18 protein-coding genes and 3 pseudogenes are annotated in these 24,471 nt (G+C 60.8%); 7 read left to right on the plus strand and 14 right to left on the minus strand.

Annotated features, from left to right (window positions below):
• A partial coding sequence (locus tag F6X42_RS07040; RefSeq protein WP_376776332.1) for an MFS transporter occupies positions 1-331 on the minus strand: 331 nt, incomplete at its 3' end.
• Between the two features lie 118 nt (positions 332-449).
• Positions 450-674, minus strand: a pseudogene (locus F6X42_RS07045) (trehalase family glycosidase); the annotation flags it as partial.
• A gap of 269 nt (positions 675-943) precedes the next feature.
• Here F6X42_RS07045 and F6X42_RS07050 point away from each other — a divergent pair.
• The 4 genes and pseudogenes from F6X42_RS07050 to F6X42_RS07065 all read left to right on the plus strand — a co-directional run.
• The gene (locus F6X42_RS07050; protein ID WP_187633508.1) at positions 944-2,737 is read left to right on the plus strand and encodes an outer membrane protein assembly factor BamB family protein; all 1,794 of its coding nucleotides are present in this window, start codon (positions 944-946) and stop codon (positions 2,735-2,737) included.
• A 362-nt stretch (positions 2,738-3,099) separates the two neighbouring features.
• Positions 3,100-3,441 (plus strand): annotated as a pseudogene (locus tag F6X42_RS07055) (alpha/beta fold hydrolase); the annotation flags it as partial.
• 441 nt (positions 3,442-3,882) lie between these two features.
• On the plus strand, positions 3,883-5,049 hold the full coding sequence (locus tag F6X42_RS07060; protein WP_187633509.1) for a hypothetical protein: 1,167 nt from the start codon (positions 3,883-3,885) through the stop codon (positions 5,047-5,049).
• Positions 5,050-5,200: 151 nt separating this feature from the next.
• Positions 5,201-5,341: pseudogene (locus F6X42_RS07065) on the plus strand (UDP-galactopyranose mutase); the annotation flags it as partial.
• On the opposite strand, the gene F6X42_RS07070 reads toward F6X42_RS07065, so the two are convergent.
• From F6X42_RS07070 to F6X42_RS07100, 7 genes are all read right to left on the minus strand, one after another.
• The gene (locus tag F6X42_RS07070) at positions 5,329-5,655 is read right to left on the minus strand and encodes a recombinase family protein (protein ID WP_187633510.1); all 327 of its coding nucleotides are present in this window, start codon (positions 5,653-5,655) and stop codon (positions 5,329-5,331) included. The pseudogene F6X42_RS07065 and the gene F6X42_RS07070 sit on opposite strands and share 13 nt — an antisense overlap.
• A gap of 41 nt (positions 5,656-5,696) precedes the next feature.
• Positions 5,697-6,218, minus strand: a complete 522-nt coding sequence (locus F6X42_RS07075; protein ID WP_187633750.1) for a trehalase family glycosidase — start codon at positions 6,216-6,218, stop codon at positions 5,697-5,699.
• A gap of 138 nt (positions 6,219-6,356) precedes the next feature.
• Positions 6,357-6,620, minus strand: a complete 264-nt coding sequence (locus tag F6X42_RS07080; protein ID WP_187633775.1) for a DUF707 domain-containing protein — start codon at positions 6,618-6,620, stop codon at positions 6,357-6,359.
• A 266-nt stretch (positions 6,621-6,886) separates the two neighbouring features.
• The gene (glf, locus tag F6X42_RS07085; protein ID WP_187633511.1) at positions 6,887-7,999 is read right to left on the minus strand and encodes a UDP-galactopyranose mutase; all 1,113 of its coding nucleotides are present in this window, start codon (positions 7,997-7,999) and stop codon (positions 6,887-6,889) included.
• Positions 7,989-9,254: a flippase gene (locus tag F6X42_RS07090; protein ID WP_187633512.1), complete on the minus strand. Its 1,266-nt coding sequence runs from the start codon at positions 9,252-9,254 to the stop codon at positions 7,989-7,991. The genes glf and F6X42_RS07090 overlap by 11 nt, the downstream gene beginning before the upstream one ends.
• 210 nt (positions 9,255-9,464) lie before the next feature.
• Positions 9,465-9,779 (minus strand): hypothetical protein, encoded by a 315-nt coding sequence (locus F6X42_RS07095; protein WP_246529999.1) that lies wholly within the window; start codon positions 9,777-9,779, stop codon positions 9,465-9,467.
• 8 nt (positions 9,780-9,787) lie between these two features.
• Positions 9,788-10,018, minus strand: a complete 231-nt coding sequence (locus tag F6X42_RS07100) for an NHL domain-containing protein (RefSeq protein ID WP_246530000.1) — start codon at positions 10,016-10,018, stop codon at positions 9,788-9,790.
• A 1,215-nt stretch (positions 10,019-11,233) separates the two neighbouring features.
• Here F6X42_RS07100 and F6X42_RS07105 point away from each other — a divergent pair.
• Positions 11,234-11,641, plus strand: a complete 408-nt coding sequence (locus tag F6X42_RS07105) for an OsmC family protein (RefSeq protein ID WP_187633513.1) — start codon at positions 11,234-11,236, stop codon at positions 11,639-11,641.
• Between the two features lie 14 nt (positions 11,642-11,655).
• Here F6X42_RS07105 and F6X42_RS07110 read toward each other — a convergent pair whose 3' ends face one another.
• On the minus strand, positions 11,656-12,723 hold the full coding sequence (locus F6X42_RS07110; protein WP_187633514.1) for a purine-nucleoside phosphorylase: 1,068 nt from the start codon (positions 12,721-12,723) through the stop codon (positions 11,656-11,658).
• Between the two features lie 377 nt (positions 12,724-13,100).
• Between F6X42_RS07110 and F6X42_RS07115 the strand changes: the two genes are divergently transcribed.
• Positions 13,101-14,882, plus strand: coding sequence for a Rieske (2Fe-2S) protein (locus tag F6X42_RS07115; protein WP_187633515.1), 1,782 nt, complete (start codon positions 13,101-13,103; stop codon positions 14,880-14,882).
• A 100-nt stretch (positions 14,883-14,982) separates the two neighbouring features.
• Here the strand turns inward: F6X42_RS07115 and F6X42_RS07120 are convergent, their stop codons facing one another.
• Positions 14,983-16,704 carry a ShlB/FhaC/HecB family hemolysin secretion/activation protein gene (locus F6X42_RS07120; RefSeq protein WP_187633516.1) on the minus strand — a complete coding sequence of 574 codons (1,722 nt, stop codon included), beginning with the start codon at positions 16,702-16,704 and terminating at the stop codon, positions 14,983-14,985.
• Between the two features lie 123 nt (positions 16,705-16,827).
• Positions 16,828-19,095 (minus strand): two-partner secretion domain-containing protein, encoded by a 2,268-nt coding sequence (locus F6X42_RS07125; RefSeq protein ID WP_187633517.1) that lies wholly within the window; start codon positions 19,093-19,095, stop codon positions 16,828-16,830.
• A gap of 458 nt (positions 19,096-19,553) precedes the next feature.
• Here F6X42_RS07125 and F6X42_RS07130 point away from each other — a divergent pair, with 458 nt between their 5' ends.
• A complete protein-coding gene (locus F6X42_RS07130) occupies positions 19,554-20,081 on the plus strand; it encodes a hypothetical protein (protein ID WP_187633518.1) in 528 nt (175 codons plus the stop codon).
• A 13-nt stretch (positions 20,082-20,094) separates the two neighbouring features.
• Here F6X42_RS07130 and F6X42_RS07135 read toward each other — a convergent pair whose 3' ends face one another.
• Both F6X42_RS07135 and F6X42_RS07140 read right to left on the minus strand, forming a co-directional pair.
• Complete coding sequence (locus F6X42_RS07135; protein WP_187633519.1) at positions 20,095-23,037, minus strand: bifunctional diguanylate cyclase/phosphodiesterase; 2,943 nt, start codon at positions 23,035-23,037, stop codon at positions 20,095-20,097.
• The gene (locus tag F6X42_RS07140) at positions 23,034-24,362 is read right to left on the minus strand and encodes an ABC transporter substrate-binding protein (RefSeq protein WP_187633520.1); all 1,329 of its coding nucleotides are present in this window, start codon (positions 24,360-24,362) and stop codon (positions 23,034-23,036) included. The genes F6X42_RS07135 and F6X42_RS07140 overlap by 4 nt, the downstream gene beginning before the upstream one ends.
• Between the last annotated feature and the right edge of the window lie 109 nt (positions 24,363-24,471).

Here is a 24,471-nt window from a genome sequence, read left to right on the forward strand (position 1 = left end):
TGCCGAGGCTCGAGCGGATCAGCATCAGCTTGCGGCCGTAGAGGTCGGCGAGCTTGCCCCACAGCGGCGCGACGAGCGCGGCACTGAAGAAGGTCGCGCCGAACGCGGCGCCGGACCACTGCACGATTGCCGCGTGATCCTTGACGCCGAGCTGCTCGACGTAGAGCGGCAGGAACGGCAGCAGCAGCGTCATCGCGACGATGGTCGTGAACGAGCCGAACACGCATACGCCAAGATTGCGCTGCCAGTGCGCGGTGGCTTCGTCGGCCGTCGTGGCCTGCGCTTGCGGCGGCAGCGGTTCCGCCGATGGGACGTCGAGCTTGCGATTCATCTTTGGGAGTTTCCAGGTTGACTAGAAGCCGGTCGAGCTATCGAAAGCATCGTAACGGCGTGCGGTGCCATCAGGCAGTCAACCCGTCATCCTGGTATCGCTAATACCTCCTCCATAACTAATGGCCCGCGCGCGACGTACTGTGCGACGTCTGCGGCGCGGCCGCCGTCGATGCCGCCGCATCCGATACCCCGACCGCACCGCCCGGCAGATCGGCCCGCTTCGTCGAACTCACCGCATCCGGATAGAGCTGCATCAGCACGCGCAGCACGCCATTGGTCCAGCCGAAACCGTCCTGTAACGGATACTCGCCGCCGCCCGCGGACTTTTCGCTCGCGTCGCCGCCGAAGCGGGTGTTTATTGCCCCATTTCTTTAAAAGCGCTAGCGACTAGCGCTCTGGACGGGGTCGCCGGGTGTGCCGATCTGCTTCCAGCGAAATCGCGCATTCGGATGAAGCAGCCGAACGGTGTGTGAGCCTTGCATTACTCAATAGGGACAGTTCTTTGTCCGCCAGATCGTAGTCCCTAGCGGACATTTCTTGCGCTTGATTTTTGATGGCCTAGGAGTAACCTCACGTTATGCTAATAGTAATATTTCCAAGAGGTGGCTACATGAATAACGCACACAACGTTATCGACGCTTCTCGGCTCGTTGCAGCTTTGATCCTCGCCGGCATGGCGGCCTCGGGCGCACAAGCGCAAAGTTCGAACGCGGCACCGGCTGCGGCATCTGCGCCGGGTCTTGCAACAGCCGCTCAGGCGTCGTCAAACGCACTGAACCCATTCCCTCATGGCACGCACCCGTCTGGCGTCGGACCGAAAGTGCCGCCAGCCTTCGCCCTCGATGGATCGGACGTAGACAAACAGAACGGCGGAGACAAGATCAATCCGAATAAATTCCGCGACGATACCGGGCCGGCGGTGGATACGCCGTACCAAGCTCCCGAAGCAGCGACTAAAGCTACATTGAGCCGGACACCAGGGGCCGTCGCCGCGCCAACCTTTACGACGACCGACTGGCCGACGTATGGCATGAACAGGCAGCGGACTGGGTATAACTCAGTCGAGACGGTGCTCACCCAGACCAACGTGACGACGTTGAAAGAGCACTGGACGTCACCTGTCCTGGACGGTGCCATCCTGACTCAGCCGGTACTGGCTACCGGGGTGATAATCAACGGGATGCCAACCGATATCGTCTATGTTGCGACAGAGGGGAACACTACATGGGCACTGAATGCCGCGACAGGGAAGGTCATTTGGCAAAGCGCCCCTATCCCTCAAGCTATCTTGACGTCGAACTGCACCGGGCTGTTCCAAGGCAAGATCGGGGTGCAGGGCACGCCCGTCATCGACCATGCCAACAACCGGATTTTCGTTGCGAGCGGGCGAGGCTACCTGCATGCGTACAACCTCCAGACCGGCGTGGATCTCCCGGGCTTCAACCTGCCACTTCTAGACGCAGCCAACGCTTCTCCAAGAACGATGGTCTATGGCGGCTTGACGCTCAGTCCCGATAGTTCGTCGATATACGTGGCGACAGCCGGCGACCCCTGCGATACGGAGCCGTACCATGGACAGGTCGTCCGCGCGTCCACCACCAACCCAGCTGCGATTCTGCAACGCTGGTACCCAGACGGCGCAAGCGGGCCAGACGGGGGCGGTATATGGGGTGCGGGAGGCGTATCGATTCCGCCTGATGGGACGGTCGTCTATGCACTCACGGGCAACGCATTCGCCAATCCGGAAAATGCCGCGTTCGCGGAGCACGTCGTGAAGCTCACGCCGACCCTGGCGGTAGCCGCGTCGAACTCGCCGCTTTCTCCGCCCAGCACGGACTCCGACTTCGGCGCTACAGCATTGCTCTTCCAGCGTCCCACCTGCCCGACGATGCTCGCGGCCTACAACAAGTCCGGCAACCTCTTCATTTATAACCGAGCCACTATTCAGCAGCAGGGCCCCATTGAAAAGTTGACGATTTCCCTCAGTTCAGTCGAGGGCAGCAACATAGGCCTTCCTGTATTCGACCCGGTGCTAAATCGGCTTTACGTCGTGTCCCCTGGCGGTTCGGGGAGCAACAACTTATACCAACACGGGGTCATTGCACTGTCGATCGACAGCAACTGTACTGTGAACCCCAAACCCGTGTGGCAGGCGCAAGTCGGCTTGAACAGATCCTCGTTCAACCCGGCTATCCCGCCCGTCGCCGCAAATGGTGTGGTGTATTACGCAGACGGTTTGGGCAACGACTTTTACGCATTGGATGCAGCGGACGGGACCATACTTTTCCACCGCCAATACACGCCAGTTCAAACCGGCGAGGGTAACTTCGCGTCGCCGATGGTCGTGAACGGGCAAGTCTTCGTCGCTGGTAGCGACCACGTGGTTCATGCCTATGGCCTCTGACTAATATGGTACCTTTTTCGCAAGAGTAACCACTCTGCCCTTATTGCGCGCAGTGATTCGCAGTATCGCGCCGCTGCGCGCGTCCTGCGGACACATCGCAATTCGATGTCGTCGACGCAGGCATTGCCGCGAGCGCTTCACGACATCGCGAATCTTTTTTAATAGTTGATAGCAGCGCGTTCCTTCGCGCTCGGGTCCTTTATTCACAGTGCCCTGACATCGAGTTCGACGAGCCTATCGTCTTAGCTCACTTTGTGGCTGCCATGAAAATGGTAGAAATATTTCGATGTACGAATAATAGCGTCGCAGATTTGACTGCATTCCTTAAAAATCAGATTGAAAAGATAATTTCTCCAACCGATACCGGTGGGACCAGCACGTTCGTTCCCCAGCCGACAGAAGGGATCAAGCTACTGAATTTCGTTTATCGAGAGCCCACGCTGGAAAACGTCAAACGCATGATGAATGTGTTTGTTTATGATCCTTCGGCACTGACCGATGACCTGCTGCAACAGCGTGTCAATAACTTGCAAGCCAACAAGCACCACGTCGAAAACTGGGTGGCGAGTATGGCAGCAAACCCCAGGCAGTTCACAGACTACCAACTGCGATTGTCGGAGATCAAGGCGCCGACACTGATCGTCTGGGGTAGAGAAGATCGATTTTTGCCCTTTGACATCGGGTTGCGTCTGCTATCCGGATTGCAGGAGGGGTCGCCGGCCCGAAGCGTGGGTAGCATCACGGGTAGGAGGCGGTCGGGAACGGTTGAGGTGGCACATGGCGACGCTTTCCGGGCGGCAGTCGGCGTTTGCTGCCATCCGCCCATGATGGTTTGGCGGATTTTAGCGCACTGAAATGTCCGATAATTCATAAAACGTCCTCCCCGCAGTTGATTGGCTTAGAACAGCGACGCGCTATGGAATACGGCTTCACTTCATCTTCGCTTGTACTATGATGAACCGGTGTGTTCCGTCCTGTCTCTTGAGTAGTCGCGATCGGTGCTGCGACCGGAGGCGCGGTTATTAGCATCGGCACCGTTGGTGTTGGCATATTCGTGATGCACGTGATGCCAGGTTCGGTGCCTTCCGATATTCGCATGTATGTTCCTTGGGCAATGTGCTCGTCGCTACCTACGAAGGAGTAGCATGACTGCATCCGGTTCTAACGTGGCATCGAGGCGAGTCGCCATTCTGGTCCTGCTCTGTCGCGACTACGCAGCGCTCGAACTCACCCTCGCCAGTCACATGGCGTACCGGCCAACAGGCGTCGAGTTCATCCTGCTTCAGAACTGCCGGGGCGGCTATGACGCGGAACGCACGCTTGCCGTCGCGCGGCGCTACGCAAGACTTTTTCCGGGCATCGTTCGGGTCGTCGACGACATTCCGCCTGGGCCACCCTATCGCACGATCAAAAAACTACTCTCGCAACCGGCGCTCGCCGAAATCGACTTGATCTGCAAGGTGGACGACGACGCGTTCCCGATCGCCGGCGAGTGGCTCGACAAGATGCTCGCCACGTACGACGCGGCGGAAAATGAAAGCGCGAACGAGCTTGCCTACGTCACCCCGCTGATCAACAACAACAACTGGGGCTTCCCTGAGGTGATGCGTGTGATGAACCTGGAGCGCGAGTACTTCACGAGCCAGGCGCATCCCCATTTCGTCGGAGCCGACGGGGACAAGCGCTTTCCTATGCGAATCATCCCTGCGGAGCAGATCGAGATCGGCACCAATGGCACGATATGGGGCTATCCGCACATCGCGCGCTGGCTGCATGAACGGACCACGCTTCAGCCTGATGCTTTCATCGCTGCCACGCGGGACCTCGAACCTTGCGAAGTGCCGTCAGAATCGCGCTATTCGATCGGCTGCATTCTTTTTCGCAAGCGGTTATGGGACATGATCGACGACGGTGGGCTCGATGACGAGCACATGATGCATGTCTACTGTGCGCGGAACCGGTTGCGAATCGTCTGTGCGCGCAGCGTGCCATTCGTGCACATCGCGTACTTCTCCCAGCGCGAGGAGAACCGCGACATCGTCGATGCCGCTCGCGCGCTTTACGACGCGAGGCTTGGCCATCCCTTCCCGATTGCACTCTACGCGGACCGTGAACGCGATATCGAAGCACGGCTGCGCTGGCTCGAAGATCACCCGCCGCAGGCCACCAAGGGGACGCTTGAAGCGTCGAAGCGTGTGAGCCGCGCGATCTATCGGCGAGTGCGCGCGCTGTGGAAAAACGGTCGCCGAGCGTGGTATGTCGTGACTGGCAAGCGCGATGCGACGAGCGGCCGACGCTCTCCGTCGCCATGACGATGCGCAAGATCCATCCCCGGATCTTCTATTGCTTCGTGAGAAGCCTCAATAGCCGCTGACCCTGCGAAATGCGCCATCTGGCACATAACGCAGAGCGCGCTGCTATCTATCGAATCGAGTGCGCACTGCGCTTGTTCATGGCGGTGACTCTGGTGCCGTCAACTATCCGAACGATCACGAATACACGAGGATTACGGAGTTCAAGTACCTCACCGGGCAGCAGCATCAGGGAACCTCGATCGTCAGGGAGTATCCGCGAGCCGAAGGCGAGTCGTACTATCCGATTCCACTCTGGCGGCTCAGGCGGTCAAGGTTTTCGACGATCAGCGTATCGCCAGGTACGACGTCACCGGCCTTGATACGCTCGATGAACGCGCCGAGCGCGCCGCCTTTCTTTACGTGCTCGCCCTTGTGAGCGGACTTGCCGCGGTCCTCCATCCGTAAAGAGCGATCGAGTATCAGGCCGTGCTGCTTGGCCCACGCTTCCGCGTAGGCATCCTGCCGCGCGATCGAGCTACCGTCTGCCTGCTGTGAACTCGAAAAACGGGCGCATGTATAGATTCGTGGCGTGTTGCTTATCGCGCTTTGCGCTTTCGTTGACATGGTTCATCTATCCTGTGGCGTACTAGCTATATTCAGCAAATCTATTCGCGGCAATCGAGCTTCGTCGAACTCATCGCGTCCGGATAGAACTGCATCGGCACGCGTAGCACACCAGCGGTCGAGCCTTCGCTTCCATTCGGCTGAAGCCCTTGCTGGACGGAGCCCTGCGGGCATTCATCTATTGTGCTTTGAGGTCCAACGAGCTTGCCGGTGCGCTGGTAGTACGCGACGTCGGTGCGGATCCAGCGCGTCGCGATATCGCGCGCGAGTTCCGGCTCGCTATAGCGGCGCAGCCCGATCACCGCGAGGTATTGCAGCGGCGCCCAGCCGTTCGGTTCGTCCCACTGCTGGCCGGTGTTGGTCCGCGTCGTCGCGAGGCCGCCCGGGCGCAGCAGATCGCGCCGGATCGTCTGCGCCACTTCACGCGCGTCGTTGCGTGTCGCGACGCCGGCGTAGAGCGGATACACGGTTTTGCCTACGTAGCGTGTTCTGCCCCGCAGAACCTTGATCGACGCGCGCATTCCGTATTGCGCGAGCGTCTGATGCAATTCCGACCACGCCATGCTGTGGTCCGCTGAGGCGACCGGCCGTGCATGCAACACGGCGAAACAGTCGACAATGCCAACCTTCCCTAGCGGGGCGACCTGTTTGGGCCACAGGTAATCCAGACCCCAGCCTGTGCTGGTCCATCCAAAGCTGTCCTATATCGCATGCAAGGCATTCGACGAGAAACATGGCACCATCACTTCCACGAAATTGGTTTCACGAAACTCGAACGCCCTGTTCTGCAACGTCGTTGCGTGACTGAAGTAGCTTCTCTGGTCGAGAGACGGTTGCGCGAGTGCGAAATTCTCCCGTTCTATATAGTCGAAGAACTCGATGAGCGTTTGAACATCGGTCAGGATATCGTCGTCCGGGAGCCAGATGTAGCGGTATTGCAAAACCAATTCGGCGTTTCGCAACATGAAGTCGTGAAGTCGTGAAGACCTTCCCACTTTGATCCCTTGAATCGATGTATGGTTTTAGCAAAGTCGTCCGCAAAATTTTTGTCTTTCCCGTAGTAACTCAGTATCAGGTCAAAGCGCGGGGTCTTTCCGCCGCTGAACCATTGCGGATGCAAGGAGCGGTCTCCACACCTCAGAACGACCAGCTACTTTTCCATCTTCCGAACTCTCCCTATGCGATGCTCCGAATCTTCCAGTCAGTCCCTGGAAAGCTCTCAGGTTGCCCGCTAGCACTCGCTGATTGCTGCGCCCTGGATGAGCCCTTCCGCAGCTTTAAGCGCCGCACCAACGACCTGGTCCATGTTGTAGTAGCGATACTGCGCGAGCCTGCCCACAAAAGTAATATCGGCAACTGTCTCCGCAAGCGCGTTGTAGCGCAGGAACAATGCCTCGTTTTCCTTGCGTGGAATCGGGTAGTACGGCTCACCTTCGGCTCGCGGATACTCCCTGACGATCGAGGTGCCCGGATGCTGCTGCCCGGTGAGGTGCTTGAACTCCGTAATCCTCGTGTATTCGTGATCGTTCGGATAGTTGACGGTACCTGTCGTCTGAAAGCGCTCCACGTCGCTCAGATGCTGGTGCTGAAAATCCAGGCTGCGGTACGGCAGCTTGCCGAAGCGATAGCCGAAATACGCGTCAATCCGTCCTGTGTACACAAGGTGTCCGCATTCGATACTCGCTTTCACCTCGTTATAGTCGGTCGACAGACGTACCTCGATGTCCGGACTGCCAAGCATCCTTTCGAACATCGCGGTGTAGCCTTGCGCCGGCATGAATTGATACGTATCGGTGAAGTACCGGTCGTCGTCGTTCGAACGTGTCGGGATTCTCGCAGCGACACCCGCGGACAGTTCAGACAGATCGAGTCCCCATTGCTTGCGCGTGTAGCCACGGAAAAACTTGTCGCATAGATCGCGGCCAACGCTACCGAGCACGGCGTCCTCACTGGTGGAGATGGTTTCTCGCGGTTCACGTACCGACTCGAGAAACGCCACGGTGGCCTGCTCGTTCAGACCGAGGCCGTATAACGTGTTGATCGTCGTGCGATTGATCGGTATTGGATAGAGATCCCCGTCTATACAAGCCTTTACGCGATGCTCGTAGAAGCGCCAATCGGTAAAACCCGACAGGTATTCGAATATCCGCTTGCTGTTGGTATGAAAGATATGCGGACCGTACGGATGGATCAGCACGCCGTTCTCATCGTGCCGGTCGTAGGCGTTGCCGCCTATATGATTCCGTTTGTCGACGACGAGCACGCGTTTTCCGCTTGCCGCGAGGCGTTCGGCACAGACCGCGCCCGCAAAGCCGGCGCCTACGATAAGGAAGTCATATTTCATCTGTGCGCACCCTCGTTTGGAAAGCCGGAACCTTGCATTTGATCAGGTAAAGCGCCATCGAGGCCGTGACGAGAAACTCGGTGGCCAGCGCTGACATTGCCGCGCCCTGAGCGCCGTAAAACCATACAAGCGGCACGAGGATGGCAAGATTGAACAGGCCGGCGACGATCAGGATCTCGCTGACCTTCTTCTTCATGCCGAGCGGCAGCATCAGCTGAACGCCGAATACACCGCTCAGCCCGATGAGCAGTGGCATCGGCGCCATCCACTTCAGGACGATCACGGCCGGTTCGTACCCGGAGCCCATCGCGATACGAACGATCAACTCGGCGCCGCCCCACAGCGCGACCGAAGCCAGCAACATGGACGAGCCCGCCAGGTAAAACATCTTGCGCACCAGCGCAAACGCCTTGGCGGAGTCTTCGGAAAAGAGCGCCGTCACGCGCGGGTACACCGCGTTGGCGACCGGTCCGAGCGGCGCCTGGGCGACGTTGCGGATCTTGTCGGCGACGCCAAAGAAGCCAACAGCGGCATCCCCCGCAATAAATCCGAGCACCACGCTATTGGTGGTGGTGTACAAACTGATCGCTGCGGTGGAAATGAACGTGTGCCAGCCGTCACGAAGCGTCTCCAGGATCTCCGCCTTGCCCGGCACCATCGCGACAATCATCCGGTCTTTTACGATCAGGAACGAGGCGACGAGTCCGGCAGCAACCACGCTCATCGAGCTGATCAGCGAGGCGATCCACGTGTCGGCCGGCGAGTGCACCAGGACGAACGTGAGCGGAAGCAGCAGCAGCCGCGCGCTCAGCATCGAAACGGTAGTCAGCGTCATCTGCTCCAGGCCCTGGAACAGCCACTGCGGAAACAGCACCGTTCCGATCACGACCGGATAGGTCGCCAGCAGAACCGGCAGCAATTCGCGCAGTCTTGCCACGAACAACGCCGCTAACAGCAGCATCGCGAGGCAGACCACCGCGATCAGCGCCTTGGCGCCTTGCGTCGCCCAGAAGATCTTCGACACCGCGTACCGGTCATTCTGGACCCGTGCGACGTGGGCAGTCGATGACCAGTTGAAACCGTAGTCGGTCAGCAGTACGAGGTAGCCAATGATGGCTTGTGCGAAGATGTATGCGCCAAAGTGTTCCGGGCGCAGCACGCGCAACAGGTAGGGAACGGTTGCAAGCGGCAGCAGCATGTTAGCCGCCTGCAGGATGGTCAGCGCGACGATGTTCTGTCGGAGTGGATTCGCCATGGTTAGACCGTTTTCAATACTTCGATGAAAGTTCAGGACAAGCGCGGCATAAGCATAAGTCCATCATATATGTCATACGCACAGGGTCACCAGATTTCGTCGTCAGTAGGCGCGGCCCGTTGGGGTACGCAAACGCCGTGCCTTTCAGAGGGTTAAACGGATACTTCCAACACGCTCTGCGTTATGTGCCAGATGGCGCATTTCGCAGGATCAGTGATGATTGAAGCGTCTCACGAAGCAATAGAAGATCCATGGATGGATCTTGAGCATGGTCATCGCAACGGAGAGCTTCGGCCGCCCGTCCGCATACATGCCGATCAGGTGCTTCACACGCAGCTTCTTCGAAACGCTATATAGGATCGGGCTCGCGAGCTCGTAGCTCGGCGCGGTCATAGCGGCCTGAAACGCGATCGTGCGGTATCCGAAGATGTATCTGAGCCGGAACAACAGACGTTTGTAGTCGGACAGGCTCCTGGAAGCTTCGGTTTCTCCGGGCCAAGCGATGCCCGTTGTTTTGCTCTGCAACTCTGACCTCAATCTTCGTCACCATCGTTGCCGTCAAGGCCGTAGCGCCGTTTGTCCCGGCAATCCCAGCGGTGACGACCTGGGAGTCCGGTGATCTTGCGGATCCTGAAACCATCGGCGACATACAGCGCTCCGTCACGCCCGAACGCGAGCCCCCTTGGACCCGACAGCATCGCCTGAACCGCGAGACCGCCGTCACCTGCGTAGCCCGCCGCACCAACCATGCACGAATGGGACATCTCATGACACACACCCTTGGATCTGTCCTGACGCAAGTAGTCGACGGAATGATCCGTCGACGCCCGTAGCGGGCGATCAGCCGGAAGGCAAAGTTTGAATATAGTCCTTGGCGCGAGGGCATTTGAAACACTGACCCGAAGCGCTGAAGATCTGGCGCGTTTGTTCGAGTGTACGCGTCATCCAGTTCAATGAGCCATGCGAGAAAACTTCACATGTCCAGCGGGCGAAGCCCTACCGGGCGGTGACCAAGCTCCAAAGCCCTGCGCATTCTGTATCGCTGAACGTGTATTGCGGCATCGCTTTCTTCAGCACGATTCCTGTCGGATCGACGCCGACATTCAGGACACGGCAGAACGAGCCCAAATCGTAACGACTCGGCGGGCCGCCGCGTCGGCGGGTATCGCTGAGAAGATACTGGCTTGTCAACGGGGGCGCAAAAGACGCTGCGTTGTCCGCGTGGCCGTGGCATCCGCCGCTATATTCGTTTCATCGATGAACGGTTCGAAGAACGTGAAATCAACGTCAGGGACGCGAATAGCCAGTTGGCACGAAGGGCTCGCTCGACGCAGACCGATGCACAGCAATGGCCTGCTTATGCAATTGAAATAGAGATCCGAGTGTTTCAAAGGTGATACAGCGCACCAGCCACGTATCAATGATGATGCGTACGGCGAAAACATCGCATCGCTTCGACGCCATTTCTACGGGTCGAAAAAACCGGATGAAATCGATCTTGAACGGAAATAAGCCAGAACATCTCGATGCACGAGTGCGCAAAAACACTTCTGAAACGTTCGGCGTAGATGTGTCGCAACACGTGCGGCAACCTATTCACAGCGAAGCGTTCACATGTGGGCTAACGCACAGAGCAAGCATGTGCACGTTGTGTATTGTCCCGCTGCACAAGAAAGAAGAGAACAATCGGCCACTCTGAGAGTATCGCGAAGATCGCCATAAGCATTACATCAGTGATACTGACTAACACGATGCCGTATAAAACGATACGCCGGGCGTGAATATCGAACCGCCGATAGATGCCATTGGCACCGGCTTGCGCGCACCCGAGATACTTGAACCCGAGCAGCCAGGAGTACGCAGCTTGATCGCGCGTGGACTTGTTCGATGATATTGTTCAAGAACTTCAACTGCCGGATCTTGATGGGCGTTTCGCGCTGATTTCGCGCGCAAGATCGCACCACTCCGAGGAGTAACTTGTGCCGCTCGCCTCCGCTACTTCCCGCCTTGCCGCCGACGCGCCCAACTACGTCGTCGCCATCGAGGCTGGCCACCACGCGCTGACCGGCGACGAAGGCCCGCACGAAGGCGGCCAGGATCGCGGTCCCGCGCCATTCGCTCTGGTGCTGTCCGGGCTTGCCGCGTGCACGGCCGCCACACTCCGCATGTACATGCAGCGCAAGACGTGGCCGGCCGCCACGATCGCCGTTGAGGTCAGCCTGCATGCCGATCACGACGGGACCCAGTACATCCGCCGCGGCGTTGCCGTCGACGGACCGCTTGAAGAGGCGCAACGCGCGCGCCTTGCCGAAATCTGCGAAAAGACGCCGGTCACGCTCTTCATCAAGCGCGGCACGCGCATCGACACAACACTGCGCATTGCATGACTGGCGAAAACGCGCTACCGCTGCGGTACGCGGTCGCGCCACTCGCCCCAATGCGTGACGATGTCCTGCACGAGCGGATTGCCTGTGAGGAACAGATTGTTGATCGCGATGGTGAAGCCGCCCTGCGACGCGTAGTTGAGCAGATTGTCCGCGCTCGACTGGCCCGCATACGGCCGGTCGAAGTCCGAGCCAGCGCGCAGCACCGCTACACGTTTCAGGTCAACGCGATGCGCGCTCGCCGCGCGCGTCAGCGCCTCGAAGGTGGCGTTGTCTTCCTGCTGCGTCGTGCAATAGGTGCCCTTGCCGTCGGTCAGGATCTTCGTCCATTGCCGCGCGCGCTCGCCGAGCTCGGTGCCCGACCACCAGGTATCACCCGCCAGCGTGTCGCACTGGATCACGGTCGGCGGACGGTTCGCGGGCGCATAGCTGTATTTGGCACGGGCAGCCTGCGCCTGTGCGTCGTCGGTGAGCGTCACGTTGCGCGACAGCGCGAATGCCGCGTTCGAAAGCGCGGGATTGAGCTGGAATACTTCGGTGCGATAGTCGAGCGGCGGCTTTTGCGTCGGGCCCGTCGTGTTGATGCCGAGATAGCCGGTATTCCAGCCCGGTGGAATTTCGCGTCCGTCGATCTCCCATTGAATCCCGAAGTCGACGAGCCAGTTCGCCCATGCAGCCGAACCGACGGTCCCCTGAAGCGGATCAATACCAGCGATGCCCGCCACCATGAAGTACGTATGACGCAAGTCGAAACGCGGCGAGAACGTCAGCGCCATGATCGACGCGGCGGCATTCGCGTGCCCCATGCCCGTCGTCATCACGCAGACCTCCTGGCGATTGCAGTGTACGGCGGGGTAGTCAGGGGACAGACCCGCGACCGAGATGTCCTGCCACGGTCCGAGATGATCGAGCCACACCTGGCCTTCCGGACCGAACATCGAAATGATCATCACCTTGACCGGACGGCCATGCGACGCGCCGTCGTCCTGCGCGAAGCCGTCGTCGGCATGCGCGATGACCGGTGCAACTGCTGCGCCTGCCACGAGCAACGATGAAATTGCAGCACCAAAAGCACGATTTAGCATAAGAGGTCCCACCTGATATGTAAGAACTGCGGTTCCGGAATGTGATTCGCGTGCCAATTTTCGACTGACGTCGTGGCTTTTTGTCGGTGTGCAGCGTGGGACCTGGGCGTGAGCCGTTCAGGTGACTGTGAGTATAGGCAGAGAAAAATGTGAATGGGCAAGCGCCAGCGAATTTCGACGCGCACGACACGGCAACGGCGGAGACAACGTGCAGCGACTGACCACCAACGGACAACCGCCGAATACCGAAGCCGAAGAAACGACGCGCGCATCGCCGCCCCACCGGCGCCTTCGTGTCTTGCACGGGAGTATGCTGGTGTTTCTAGCGGGCGGGCGTATCTGCCACGCCCGTGATGGGACGAATGCGGGAGACGCGCATGGATGTGCCGAATAACGAATTCGTGCTCGTGGGGAGCCTCGAAGAGCTGAGGGCGAAGGAGCGGCTCGTTGTGCAGGGTGGCCATGGTCCAATCCTCGTCATCCACGATCGCGGGCGCATCTTCGCGCTCGACAATCGTTGCCCGCACATGGGCTTTCCGCTCGAGCGCGGCACTGTCGAGGATGGCATCCTGACCTGTCACTGGCACCATGCCCGCTTCGATCTGCAAAGCGGCTGCACCTTCGACCTCTGGGCGGACGATGTACCGAGCTGCGCGGTCGAGGTGCGCAATGGCGACGTCTGGGTGGCGACCAAGTTCGGTCACGCCGATCCCGCGGCGCACTGGCGTCAGCGTCTTGCGGACGGTCTCGCACACGACCTCGAACTCGTCATCGCGAAAGCCGTGCATGGTCAGTTCACGGCAGGCGTACCAGTGACCGATATCGTTCGGCAGGTGGCGCTGTTCGGAGTGCAAAACCGTGACGGCTGGGGCGTCGGTCTCACGACACTCACGGCGCTCGCCAACCTGTTGCCTGTGCTGCCCGCGGACGACGTCTATCTCGCCCTGTTCCACGGCGCACGCCGTGTGGCAGCGGACTGCGAGGGCGAGGCGCCCCGGCGCGAACGTGCACCGCTTGGCAGCCGGCCGGAGCCAGCCGTGCTCCGGCGGTGGCTACGCCTTTGGACGACCGTACGGCACCGCGAGGCGGCCGAGCGCACTTTGTTGACGACGATTGCCGCTGGTGCTTCACCCGCTGTGCTCGCCGATGCCCTGCTTTCGGCCGGCACAGAACGGGCGTTCGCCGACACGGGTCATTCGCTCGACTTCATCAACAAGGCGTTTGAGTGCCTCGACCGGATCGGTTGGGAGCACGCATCAGCTTTACTGCCCACGATCGTCGCCCAGATGGTCGGCGCCCGTGGCGCCGAGGAGTCGACCGCCTGGCGCCAGCCCGTTGATCTCGTCGAGCTGTGTGAGGAATCAGCCGGCCAGATGGCGCAACTTCTGGCTGACAGTCACACCTTGCAAAGCTGGTCCAACCACGCAGCGCTCGCCCGGGAACTGCTCGACGACGACCCGGCGAAGATCATTGATGCGTTGAAGGGAGCGATCCATGCCGGCGCCACTCCTGCAGACCTGGGACAGTCACTTGCTTATGGCGCGGCGCTGCGCGTGGCCCGGTTCGGCAATGCTAACGAGCACGCCGACTGGGAAACGGCGCACCACGTCTTCACCCATGCCAACGCGGTCCACCAGATGTTCAGGCGGATCGGGACCGAAGGCATCGACGGTAACGTCGCGACCGCGCGCGGCATCTTGCACGGCGCCATGGCGCTCTACCTTGCTCGCTATCTGAATATGCCACCGGCTTGCATCCCGGGCGAAGGCAACGATCAGCTAGACGACCTCCCTACCGATGAGAAGTCGATCCACACCGCGTTACTCGACGCCTTTGACCGGCAGCGACAGGTCGATCTTGCGGCAAGGCTGGTAGCGCGCCATCTCACGCTCGGCTATCCGCCACAGGCGTTGATCGCCACGCTTGCGCGGGCGGTGCTGCGCGAAGATGCGGGGTTCCATGCCTATCAGATGCTGGAGGCCGGCGTCCGGCAGTTTACTGTGTGGGGCAATACGGACGAGGGCCGGCATATTCTGATTGCGGCCGTCCGCTATCTCGCGGCCCATTCACCGACTGAACGCGCGACGCTGCAGACGGCCGATATCGCGCAACGTTTGATGCGGGGCGGCGAAATACATCAGGGAGCGGCAGCGACGTGACGGCTGCCAGTGCAATGGAGTTGATTGAACTGCACCCAGGGCTTCTACATTGAGCACATGGACGAACGACGACGGCCCCGTGCGCTCGACCATCGACGGTTCAGGTCCCGATCGACACGTACACAAGCACCATCGGCGCCTTCGAGCCGTTCGGCGTCGCGGCGCGCAAAGGCGCCGCATACGAGCAACGGAAATCGACGAAACGCGACCATTTGAAGCGCACGCCCGCACCGATGGCAGCGAGCAGGCCCGGGTTGTTCTCCGCTGGCTGGTCGATACGAGTCCACACACGTCCGGCATCGAAGAAAACGAAGGGTTGCACGAGCGCATTGCTCGCGCCAAATGCAATCGCCGGCGTGCGTAGCTCGGTCTGCACGTTCCAGCCTCGGTCGCCCAGCACGACGTAAGGGTCGTAGCCTCGCACGCTGGATTCTCCGCCCAGGCCGATCTCCTCACTCGGCAGCAATGTGTTCGGGGTCCACTGGAACGTGCCGTTGGCCGCCAACGTGAAGCCGCTGCCGAGCGCGAAGGCGCGCGACGCAGTCAGTTGCATGTACACGTAGCGAGCCGTCGCGCCCTGTCGCGCCGCATTGAAAGCGGCGTCGTCGTTGTTGCCGTCCAGACCGCCCGGACTCGCGACGAGTGTCGCCGATGCGTGGGCCGTGCCGGCCTCGATGGGCTTGCTGATGTCGTAGACCAGCAGAAACTGGTGAATGTGAGTGTTGGAATTGAATACCTGAAAGCCGCCGAATTCCAGATCGTTGTTGCTTCGCTTGAAGTCGTATCCGAACTGGACCATCTGCGTCGTGTCGTTGATGGCCGGCAGACGCCAGTCGTAGCGGAAACTCATCTGCGCCGAAATGCCCGTCTGCCCGTACGTATCGGGCAGCCGCGGCGTGCTCTGCGCATAGACGCCAAACAACTCGATACTGTCGAGCCAGGGCAACGGCGCCGTGTAGCTGAGCGCATGCGCGATGAAGCGTGCACGGTTCGGGCGGCCTTCGGAATCCGGATTGCCGCTGAAAAAATCGTTGCTGGCGGTGAATTGATAGGCGACTTGCTGATCGAGACCGAACAGGTTGCCGTAACCAAGCCCCGCAAAAAATCGTTCCCGCCCAAGGTCCGGCACGCCCGCATTGTCGAAGCCCACGGTAGCGCGAAATGGCAGCCGGTCCTCCGTTTGCAACACGACATCCGTCGTGTTCGCTGCTTCGCCGGGGGCAAAGACGGCATCGACCGCTCGATAAGGATTCGCGTTGAGCACGGCGAGCCCCAACGAAACCGCCGATTGCGGGATCGGTCCGCCTGGCTCGAGCGGCATCTCACGCTCCAGCAGTCCGCTGGAAAAATAACGGTTGCCGCTCGTGCGAACGCGGCCCAGCCTGAATTCCGCGACGACGATATGCACAACCCCCGAACTGACATCCTGTTCCGGCACATACACGTCGACGAGCGGTTTTCCCGCCGCCCTATATCGCTCGACGACGGCGCGGCGTATCTCGGCAAGCCGTCCGAAGGTCAGCGGCTTGTCCAGGTCCGCCGCGAAAATCCCCAGGAAGCTCGCATCGAGAACGGGCAGCCCTTGCGCAACGATGCGTTGCTGCTCGTCCGGCGAGACCGCTGTGGACGCGCCACTGGGTTCGAAGACCAGCCCGGTGAGCCGCTCGACCGCTATCCGTGTCGCGTCGGCCTGCGTCTGCGCGGGCGGCTTCGGCTGCGCGCCTGGCGGCGACCGCGGCGCGGGTTGCGGCGCGACATCGCGCCATGCCTGGGCTCCGGCGGGCGCGGATAGCGTCACTGCCGCCGCGCACGACGCGATCATCAGGCAATCGATACCGCCCAACGCAGCGCGCCGTCTGCGTGACGGTGCGGTTGCGGATGAGTCTGATCTCCGCATATCGCGCCTTCTTTATTCGGTTGCGACGTGGCCACGGGCCGTCGCAGACTATTGACCGGCAGGCCCCCTCAACACCGGATGCGTCGCGCCCGCCGGCATAATCCATGCGCCGTTCGGCCCGAAGTCGTAACCGGCAAAGCTCGCAGGGTCGCTCATCTGCGCGGTGGTCAGGCCGTTCGCCAGCGGCAGATTTCCGCCGCTGATCGCCTGCCCGGTCGTCTGCGTGTTCCAGTACACGTCCGACGCGAGCGTGCCTGAGCCGAAGCCGATGACGCCATGCGTTGGCATCAATTGGGTTTGCACAGGCCCCGTCGCAAAGGACTGGCTGACCATACCCTCATTGACGCCGATAAGGCCCCCGCCGTACCCCGTCGAGTACACCGGATCGACGGCACCCGTCGCATACGATTGCGAAATCGAGCCGACGTTGCGACCGACAAGACCGCCGTTCGCGTCGGAGCCCGAAATCGTCGCGCTGCTCGATGAGCGCTCGATGGTCCCGTCGTTTCTGCCCACAAGTCCGCCGAACGTGGTGCCCTCCTGGGTCTGTTCGCCGGCAAGACCCGTCGTGTGCGCGTACGCGATCACGCCTTGATTGACGCCAGCCAGAATGCCGCTGCCCTGCAAGCTCGTCGAGACCGAAGCGTTGTCGACACCGACATCGCGCAGCACACCGCCATGTCCGACCACGCCGAAGAGTCCCGATGAGTAATCCGTGCTGAAATCGTCGATATTGATCGTGGCGTTCGACACGGTATGCCACATGCCGTCGAACTGGCCCGTGAACGGCGTCGTATGGTTGCCTATCGGCGTCAGTGCGTGGCCAGTGGCGTCGATGTCCGTGCCAAGCGCGTAATTGCCGCCGAGATCCTGGCGGACACTCTCCAGATCGGCCACGTTGTTGACGAGCCTGTACGCGGTGATCTGCGTGAGCTGGCCGCTCGCCGGCGCGGGCGTCCATGATGGATTGACCAGCATCGTCCCGGCGCTATAGGTGCCGTTCATGTCGTAAAGCACGTTGACGATGCCCGATCCGTGCGACCAGTCGATCACACCCTCGTTGGTGATCGAGCCCGAGTTGTCGACGCTCGACGCATCCGCGCGCAACGTCAGGTTGCCACTGCCGTGATTCGCGAGCGTGACATGCTGGCCCACCGTCAGCGTGCGGAACGCCGCGAGCGTCAGCGATGCGCCGCCTTGCCAGTTGATCGGCGAAGCGACGTCGAGGTCGCCGGTGTTGCCGTTAGCGCCCGTCGTCCGCACGTTCACGGACGTGCCTGCATTCAGGCTGCGCCGCAATGCGCGCGCGGCGGCGCCATCGATCGTGAACTTGGGCGTCGACAGATTCCACTGAGCCGCCCGAACCACTGCATGCTTGCCGAAGCTCAGTTGCGCCGCTTGCGTCTCCACGGTTGCGCCGCTGCCGTCCGCATTGCTTGCGGCAATGGCGCCGCGTTGCGCGACACTTCCTGTGTCGGCGACGAGCCACACATGCCCGTCGCGCGTGGCCGTGCCCGTCGCGCGAATCGCGTCGTGGTTGCCCGCGAGCGCATAGATGTTGCCATCCACGGCTTGCAGGCTGATCTGCGCTGCCTGAATCACGCCACGATTGGTCACAGCGCCCCCTGCTCCGGCCTGAACGAATACCTGTTTGCCCGACGCGGAATCCTGCAGCAATACCTGCTTGCCCACGGCCAGCTCGGCTGTGCCGGCGGGCGCGCTGATCGTGCCGTCATTGACGACGCTGTTGCGGGCAATCAGAAACACGTCGCCGCCCGTCGACGCAATGTTGCCGAGATTGACGACGCGTGAATCCGAATTGCCCGCGAGCACGAGCGGCTGGCCATTCATGAACGTGGCGGGATCGGCATCGAGTGTCGATGCGACGAAGCGCCCCGTGGTGGTAACGACGCCCCTGGGGCCTATCACGATGCCTTGCGGGTTGATCAGATAGACCGTCCCGCTTGCCGTGAGCGTACCGGCAATGGCTGACGGCACGCCACCGGTGACGCGGTTCAGCGTCGCGCCACCGCCGTTGGCGAACACGACCCGATTGCTACTGCCGATCGAAAAGCGGTCCCAGTTGATAACGCCGCGCCCCGACGACTGGTTGATCGTCAGCGTCGATCCGCTCGCGACGATGGAGCCGTTCCCGGCAACGAAATGCCCACCGCCCGGCAACGCGCCCGCTGCTTGCGCATGCGCGCGCAATGGCGTGAAGCAATACATGACGAGCGCGGCGGCAGGCAGTGCGAAGCGCGCCACTGCCCGCGAGTCATGCCATCGACGCTGCGACCTCAGCCAGCTATTTTTCATGACGACTCCTGTGATTGGCTGCCGGTACCGTCCGCAGTCAATCGTGCCTTGGTACGGTGGGGTGGTCGCTGAATCACAGATGGCGGTCATTGATGGCATGCCGGTGCGCTCGCGGTCACAGGCATTGTCGCAGACGCTTACAGCCGGCGAACACCGCTGTGCCGCATCGCGTATCAGCACTTTCGGTCTAAAGTTCCACGCTAATGGCCACGACGAGATGTTGCTCGCCAGCCATACCCGCTGCAGGTATTGGAGGGGTGCGAAAGATTGAGATTTGCGGTCGCGCCGCCGCGACATCAACTGCTACTCTTGTTGATACGCGCCGGGGCAAACGAGGGCCTGATTGTCTACGCTTACACCACTGGCGGACGAAACTCCAGCTCGTTCGAGGGAGCGACGGTCGGCGGACTCGTGGGGCGAATGACGGTCTGATCGAAAGGTCGTGGAGCAGCGCGGCGGTGGGTACCGGCGGCGTGCTCGGCGGGCTCGTCGGCACTAACAACGGCACCATCAGCCAGTCCTTTGCCACCGGGAGCGTCAGTCCCAACGAGCACGGCATCGGTGGTGGCCTCGTTGGCATCAACGGGGGCACCATATCGCAGTCGTACTCGGCCGGTACGGTCTACGGGCCGTTTGCGGCTGGTGGATTGGTGTACGTCAATGGCGGCCGGATCGAGCAGTCATTCGAATCCGGCCTGGTTCAAGGACCGTCGTTTCGAGGTCCCGACTACGGCACTTACGGCGGGATCGCGGCGTACAACGGCGGCGGAACGATTGCGCCGAACGTGTATTGGGACAAGCAAACGACGACGCGGACGGTGGACACCGGCGATATGCCACAACTGCCCCCGTCAAATGGCCTGACGACTGCGCAGATGGGCAACCCTGCCAGCTTCGACGCATCATGGGACTTCAGCCCGACCGACGCGTGGATCATACCGGCTGGTGCCACGCATCCCCTCCTGCGATGGCAACTGAACCCATAGGCGAGCCCTGCCCTCACGCTTGAGCATTAGCGGCTCCCTCCACGATCAGCGGCCACACCAGCAGTTCGAAGTCATCCGGCGCAAGCGGCGTCGAATAAAGAAAGCCCTGAGCATAATCGCAACCCACGGCCTTGAGAAAATCCCGTTGCTCGGCGGTCTCCACCCCTTCGGCAATGACCTGGAGTCCCAGTTTGTGCGCGAGCACGACCATCGCCTCGCAAAGCGCCTGGTTGTCTTCGTCAAAGCTCAGGTTGTGGACGAATGAACGATCGATCTTCAGGTAATCGATATCGAAGCGCTTCAGGTAGGCGAGCGACGAGTAACCGGTCCCGAAGTCGTCGATCGAGATCGCAATGCCCGAGCGGCGGAAGGTCAGCAGCTTCTCGTCGATCTTCGATTCGGCCTGCAATAGCAGCCCCTCCGTGATTTCCACCGCCACGCTCTGACCCGGCATTCCTTCGCGTGCGAGGTAGTCGGACCACCGCGCGCACAGCAGACTGTCTTGACGAACCTGGACCGGAGACATGTTGACGCTGATCTGGAAAGACGGATGGAAACGCTCGCGCCATTGCCGGGCTTGCTGCACGGCTTGCCGGAACACCCAATCGCCGATAGGCACGATGAGACCCGTGTCTTCGGCGAGAGAAATGAAATCGAGCGGGCTGATCGTGCCGCGCTCCGGATGCAGCCAGCGGATCAGCGCCTCGGCTTTGCAGACCTGCCCCGTCGCGAGGTCGACAATGGGCTGGTAACAGAGCTGAAACTGCTTGCCGGGCAACGCGATGCGTAAATCGTTGGTCAGCCGCAGCCGCCTTTCGGCCTGCACCTGCATATCGGGCGTGAAGTAGCTGAAGCCATCGCGCCCGGCGTTCTTGGCCGTATACATCGCCTGATCGACGTTCTTGAACAGCACGTCGAGATCGCTAGCGTCGTCCGGGTAGACTGTGACGCCGACGCTGGCGGATATGAAAGCCTCGTCCGCACCCAGCTTGAACGGCTCGGCCAGTTTGCCGTTGATGGTCCTCGCGATCCGTTCGATGGTTGCGGTGTCGTCCAGATTGGGAAAAATGACCGTGAACTCATCGCCGCCAAGACGGGCGACCGTATCCGATTGGCGCACGCACGAACCGATCCGCTTGCCGGCCTCGATCAGCAAAATATCCCCCATGTCGTGACCCAGGGAGTCGTTGACCTCCTTGAAGCGGTCGAGGTCGATCAGCATCAACGCCATGCGCTGCTTGCAGCGGCTCGACTGCCTCGCTTCACGAGCGAGACGCTCATGGAACATCTGGCGATTCGGAAGCCCGGTCAGTGCGTCGAAATTGGCCTGTTTCCAGATAGTTGCCTCGAACGCCATGCGGTCGGACAGATCGCGACCGACGGCCAACACGGAGCTCACGTTGCCGCAACGATCGACCTCCGGCGTAATGCGGATGTGCGTGCATTGTTGCTGTCCGTCCTTGCCGGCCCATTTCAGCTCGAATTGCGCGCTTTTCCCGCCGGCAATGACTTCGCCGATGATCTTTTCGTAGACGAGCGCGTTGGGGCCGCCCGGAAGCTCCGAGGGCCGCTTGCCGAGCGCTTCGGCGACACTGCACCCCGCCGCGGCACAGAACGCGGGATTGGCGTAAATGCGGCGAGACTCGCGATCGTAGCGGGCAATGGTATCGGGCGAGTTCTCGATCAGCGTGCGCGACTCGCGCTCCCGCGCGACGAGTTCCGCCGTTCGTTCGATGACGGTCTGTTCCAGCGAAGCGTTGATCTCATTGATCTTCTGAATCTTCTGCCCGATCGCGCCGCGCATGATTTCGAAGCGCTGCGCGAGCCGGCCCAATTCGTCCTGGGCGCCGCCTGCTGCTTGCGCTTGCCCGTCTTCCAGGTGGGCGCCGGCATCGTCGCCGGTATCGTGCACCTTGCGCACCAGTTCCCTGAGCGGCGCAGTAATGCTGTGCGATATGAAGTAGGCGACGAAGATCGACAGCAGGAACCCCGAGATGCCGACCAGCACGATCTGGTTTCGTACCGCTTGCGCCTCGACCGTCAGTTTTCTTTCTGCAATGGTGCTGACCACGAACCACGTCGTGCCGGGGATTCTCGCGTACGCGGCCAGGTAACGTTCTCCCCGCTTCCCGACGAACGCGACGAAGCTTCGCGCCTCGTCCGATGCCGCGTTGTGCGCGATGTTGTCGATGAGGCCGGGTTCGGGCGTCGCGTCGGCGCTGGCCGATGCGTCGTCGGCCCGGATGATCACCCTGCCGCCGCTCGCATCGAGAATGTAGATTTGCGTGCCGCTGCCCGTGGCCGCGTCGGTGAATATCGTCGAGAAATACTCTGGGCGAACGATCAGAACCAGGTTACCGAGTTGCTCGTTGCTGCTCTTGTCGATGATGGCGCGCACCATCCCGATGTTCTGTTGCCCGGCGCCGTCCTCGTAACTACCCCAGTAAGCGCGTTGATGCGCGCCCTGAGCCCGCTTGACGAAGCTCGTCACGCCGCCGGTCAATTGCGCGAACGCCTGCGTGTCCAGGATCCGGTTGTTCCTGTCGATCAGATATTTCTGGTTAATGAAATCAACCGAACCATAATGCTCGAGGAGTAGCCGCGCCATGTCCTGGCGCGCCTCGCTTTGCTCCTTGGCGTTGCCGCTCGCTGCCTTCGCCAGCGCGGCTTGAACCCGGTTGGAGAGCACCAGCAGATTGCTTTCCGTCTCGATCTGCTGCATGCGTAGCTCGATGTTTCTCGATACCTGCTTGACCACTTCCTTCGAGAATATCTGCGCGTTTTCCTTGATCGCCGCGATCGACTTCACATAAGAAATGCAACCCGAAATGAAGATCGGCAGCAGTGCGAGCAGAATGAAAGCGGCAATCAGCCGATACCGGATCTCGATACGGCGAAGCAAGTCCTGTGACAAGTAGTCGGAAGCGCGTCGTAGCAACGCCGGGATCGAGTTCATTTGTAGTGCATCTTCGCTTCATTCTTGATCGATTTATCGAGGCGCTTCGCTGCCTCCCTGGCGGTCATTTTTTTCAACAGCACGTCCTGCATCAAGCCATGCAGCGACTCGAGCGTGTTCGAGGGCAGCGTCGAATAGTACGGGCTCGCGGTTATCGAATAGCGGCTGACTGCGTTCGTGTAGCCGACGATTTCCGGGTCGCTGACGGCCATTCCCGCATTGCTCCGAAACGGGGAGATGTTGTGGCGCTTTCGCTGCAGAATTGGAAAGCCTTGACCGGCGATGAATTCCAGAAAGCGCATCGCTGCCGCCTTGTTGGGCGTCTCGCATACGGCAAAGCCCGTCTCGCTGCCGAGCACGGGCACCACCGGCTCGCCGCGCGCATTCCATGGCGGAATGAACACACCGACCGCAAAGCGATTGCCATGCAGCAGAAGACCGGCCGACCAGCTGCCTTGAAAAGCCATCGCCGCCTTGCCATCCTTGAAAAGACGCATGCCGTCGTCGTAGCCGGTCGTCATGAACGCCGCCTGGACGTAGCCGCGTTCAGGCAGCAGCGCGATCCTGGCGAAGATATCGGCGACCTCGGGCGTATCGAGATCCAGCGTGCCGACGGCCAGTTTGCTTTTCCAGTCCGGCTCGTGCGCCACCACACCGTTGGCGAAGCCCGAAGCGAACGGCCCATTTCCGAGCATGTTCGGAAAAGCGCCGTTCAACATGATCGGCGTGAACCCCGCGCGCTTGAGCTGCGCGCAAACGCGCAGGAACTCGTCGAAATTCGTCGGCAGCTTGTCGATCCCCGCCTTGGCGAACATGTCCCGGTTGTAATAGATCATGGTTGTCGCGACCCCGCCCGAAATACCGAACCCTTTGCCGCCACGGCTGGTCCAGTCCCGCTTGAGCGGTGCGAGCATATTGCTCCACGCCGATGTCCGGCTGACGTCGGCGAGGACGCCCTGATCGGCCAGCTCGGCCGAATAGGCGTTGGGGTTAACGCTGACCAGATCGGGCAGCGTGCCGGCGGCGACGCGGGGTTTGATGTTTTCTTCGACCGAATTGCCGATCATGAACTGAACGTCCACGTGCACATCGGGATTGCGCTTGCTGAACTCGGCAGCGATCTGAAGCATCTGTTCGGGCCAGTCCGGCGCCCATATCAATGCCGTAATGCTGGTTCGATGCGCCGGGGCCGCACTGGCGTCAGAGGCGTCTTGCGTGTGGCAACCACACAGCAGCAGCAAACCGGTCAGGCCGGATAGCAGCCAGCGAGCCGCGGACCGAACCGGGAACCCCGTGTGAGACCCAGAACGCGGATAGTTGGCCATGACGACGGATAGGGAGATTGAACGCAATAGACCTGACTCTGCCTATCGGCAGAAATCATGAATCCTTTAATTGTCACGACGCGCGCGTTGACTGGCGTGTCGCGCCCAG

The sequence above is a fragment of the Paraburkholderia podalyriae genome (genome assembly GCF_014397785.1).
Lineage (GTDB): Bacteria > Pseudomonadota > Gammaproteobacteria > Burkholderiales > Burkholderiaceae > Paraburkholderia > Paraburkholderia podalyriae.

Bases quoted from the DNA above. Each gene is read 5' to 3' on its own strand.
- F6X42_RS07135 (WP_187633519.1), bottom strand. From the start codon at position 23,037: ATGAACTCGATCCCGGCGTTGCTACGACGCGCTTCCGACTACTTGTCA.
- F6X42_RS07140 (WP_187633520.1), bottom strand. From the start codon at position 24,362: ATGGCCAACTATCCGCGTTCTGGGTCTCACACGGGGTTCCCGGTTCGG.
- F6X42_RS07125 (WP_187633517.1), bottom strand. From the start codon at position 19,095: ATGAAAAATAGCTGGCTGAGGTCGCAGCGTCGATGGCATGACTCGCGG.
- glf (WP_187633511.1), bottom strand. From the start codon at position 7,999: ATGAAATATGACTTCCTTATCGTAGGCGCCGGCTTTGCGGGCGCGGTC.
- F6X42_RS07080 (WP_187633775.1), bottom strand. From the start codon at position 6,620: ATGTTGCGAAACGCCGAATTGGTTTTGCAATACCGCTACATCTGGCTC.
- F6X42_RS07070 (WP_187633510.1), bottom strand. From the start codon at position 5,655: ATGTCAACGAAAGCGCAAAGCGCGATAAGCAACACGCCACGAATCTAT.
- F6X42_RS07110 (WP_187633514.1), bottom strand. From the start codon at position 12,723: ATGCTAAATCGTGCTTTTGGTGCTGCAATTTCATCGTTGCTCGTGGCA.
- F6X42_RS07120 (WP_187633516.1), bottom strand. From the start codon at position 16,704: ATGATCGCGTCGTGCGCGGCGGCAGTGACGCTATCCGCGCCCGCCGGA.
- F6X42_RS07100 (WP_246530000.1), bottom strand. From the start codon at position 10,018: ATGTCCCATTCGTGCATGGTTGGTGCGGCGGGCTACGCAGGTGACGGC.
- F6X42_RS07115 (WP_187633515.1), top strand. From the start codon at position 13,101: ATGGATGTGCCGAATAACGAATTCGTGCTCGTGGGGAGCCTCGAAGAG.
- F6X42_RS07075 (WP_187633750.1), bottom strand. From the start codon at position 6,218: ATGGCGTGGTCGGAATTGCATCAGACGCTCGCGCAATACGGAATGCGC.
- F6X42_RS07050 (WP_187633508.1), top strand. From the start codon at position 944: ATGAATAACGCACACAACGTTATCGACGCTTCTCGGCTCGTTGCAGCT.
- F6X42_RS07090 (WP_187633512.1), bottom strand. From the start codon at position 9,254: ATGGCGAATCCACTCCGACAGAACATCGTCGCGCTGACCATCCTGCAG.
- F6X42_RS07060 (WP_187633509.1), top strand. From the start codon at position 3,883: ATGACTGCATCCGGTTCTAACGTGGCATCGAGGCGAGTCGCCATTCTG.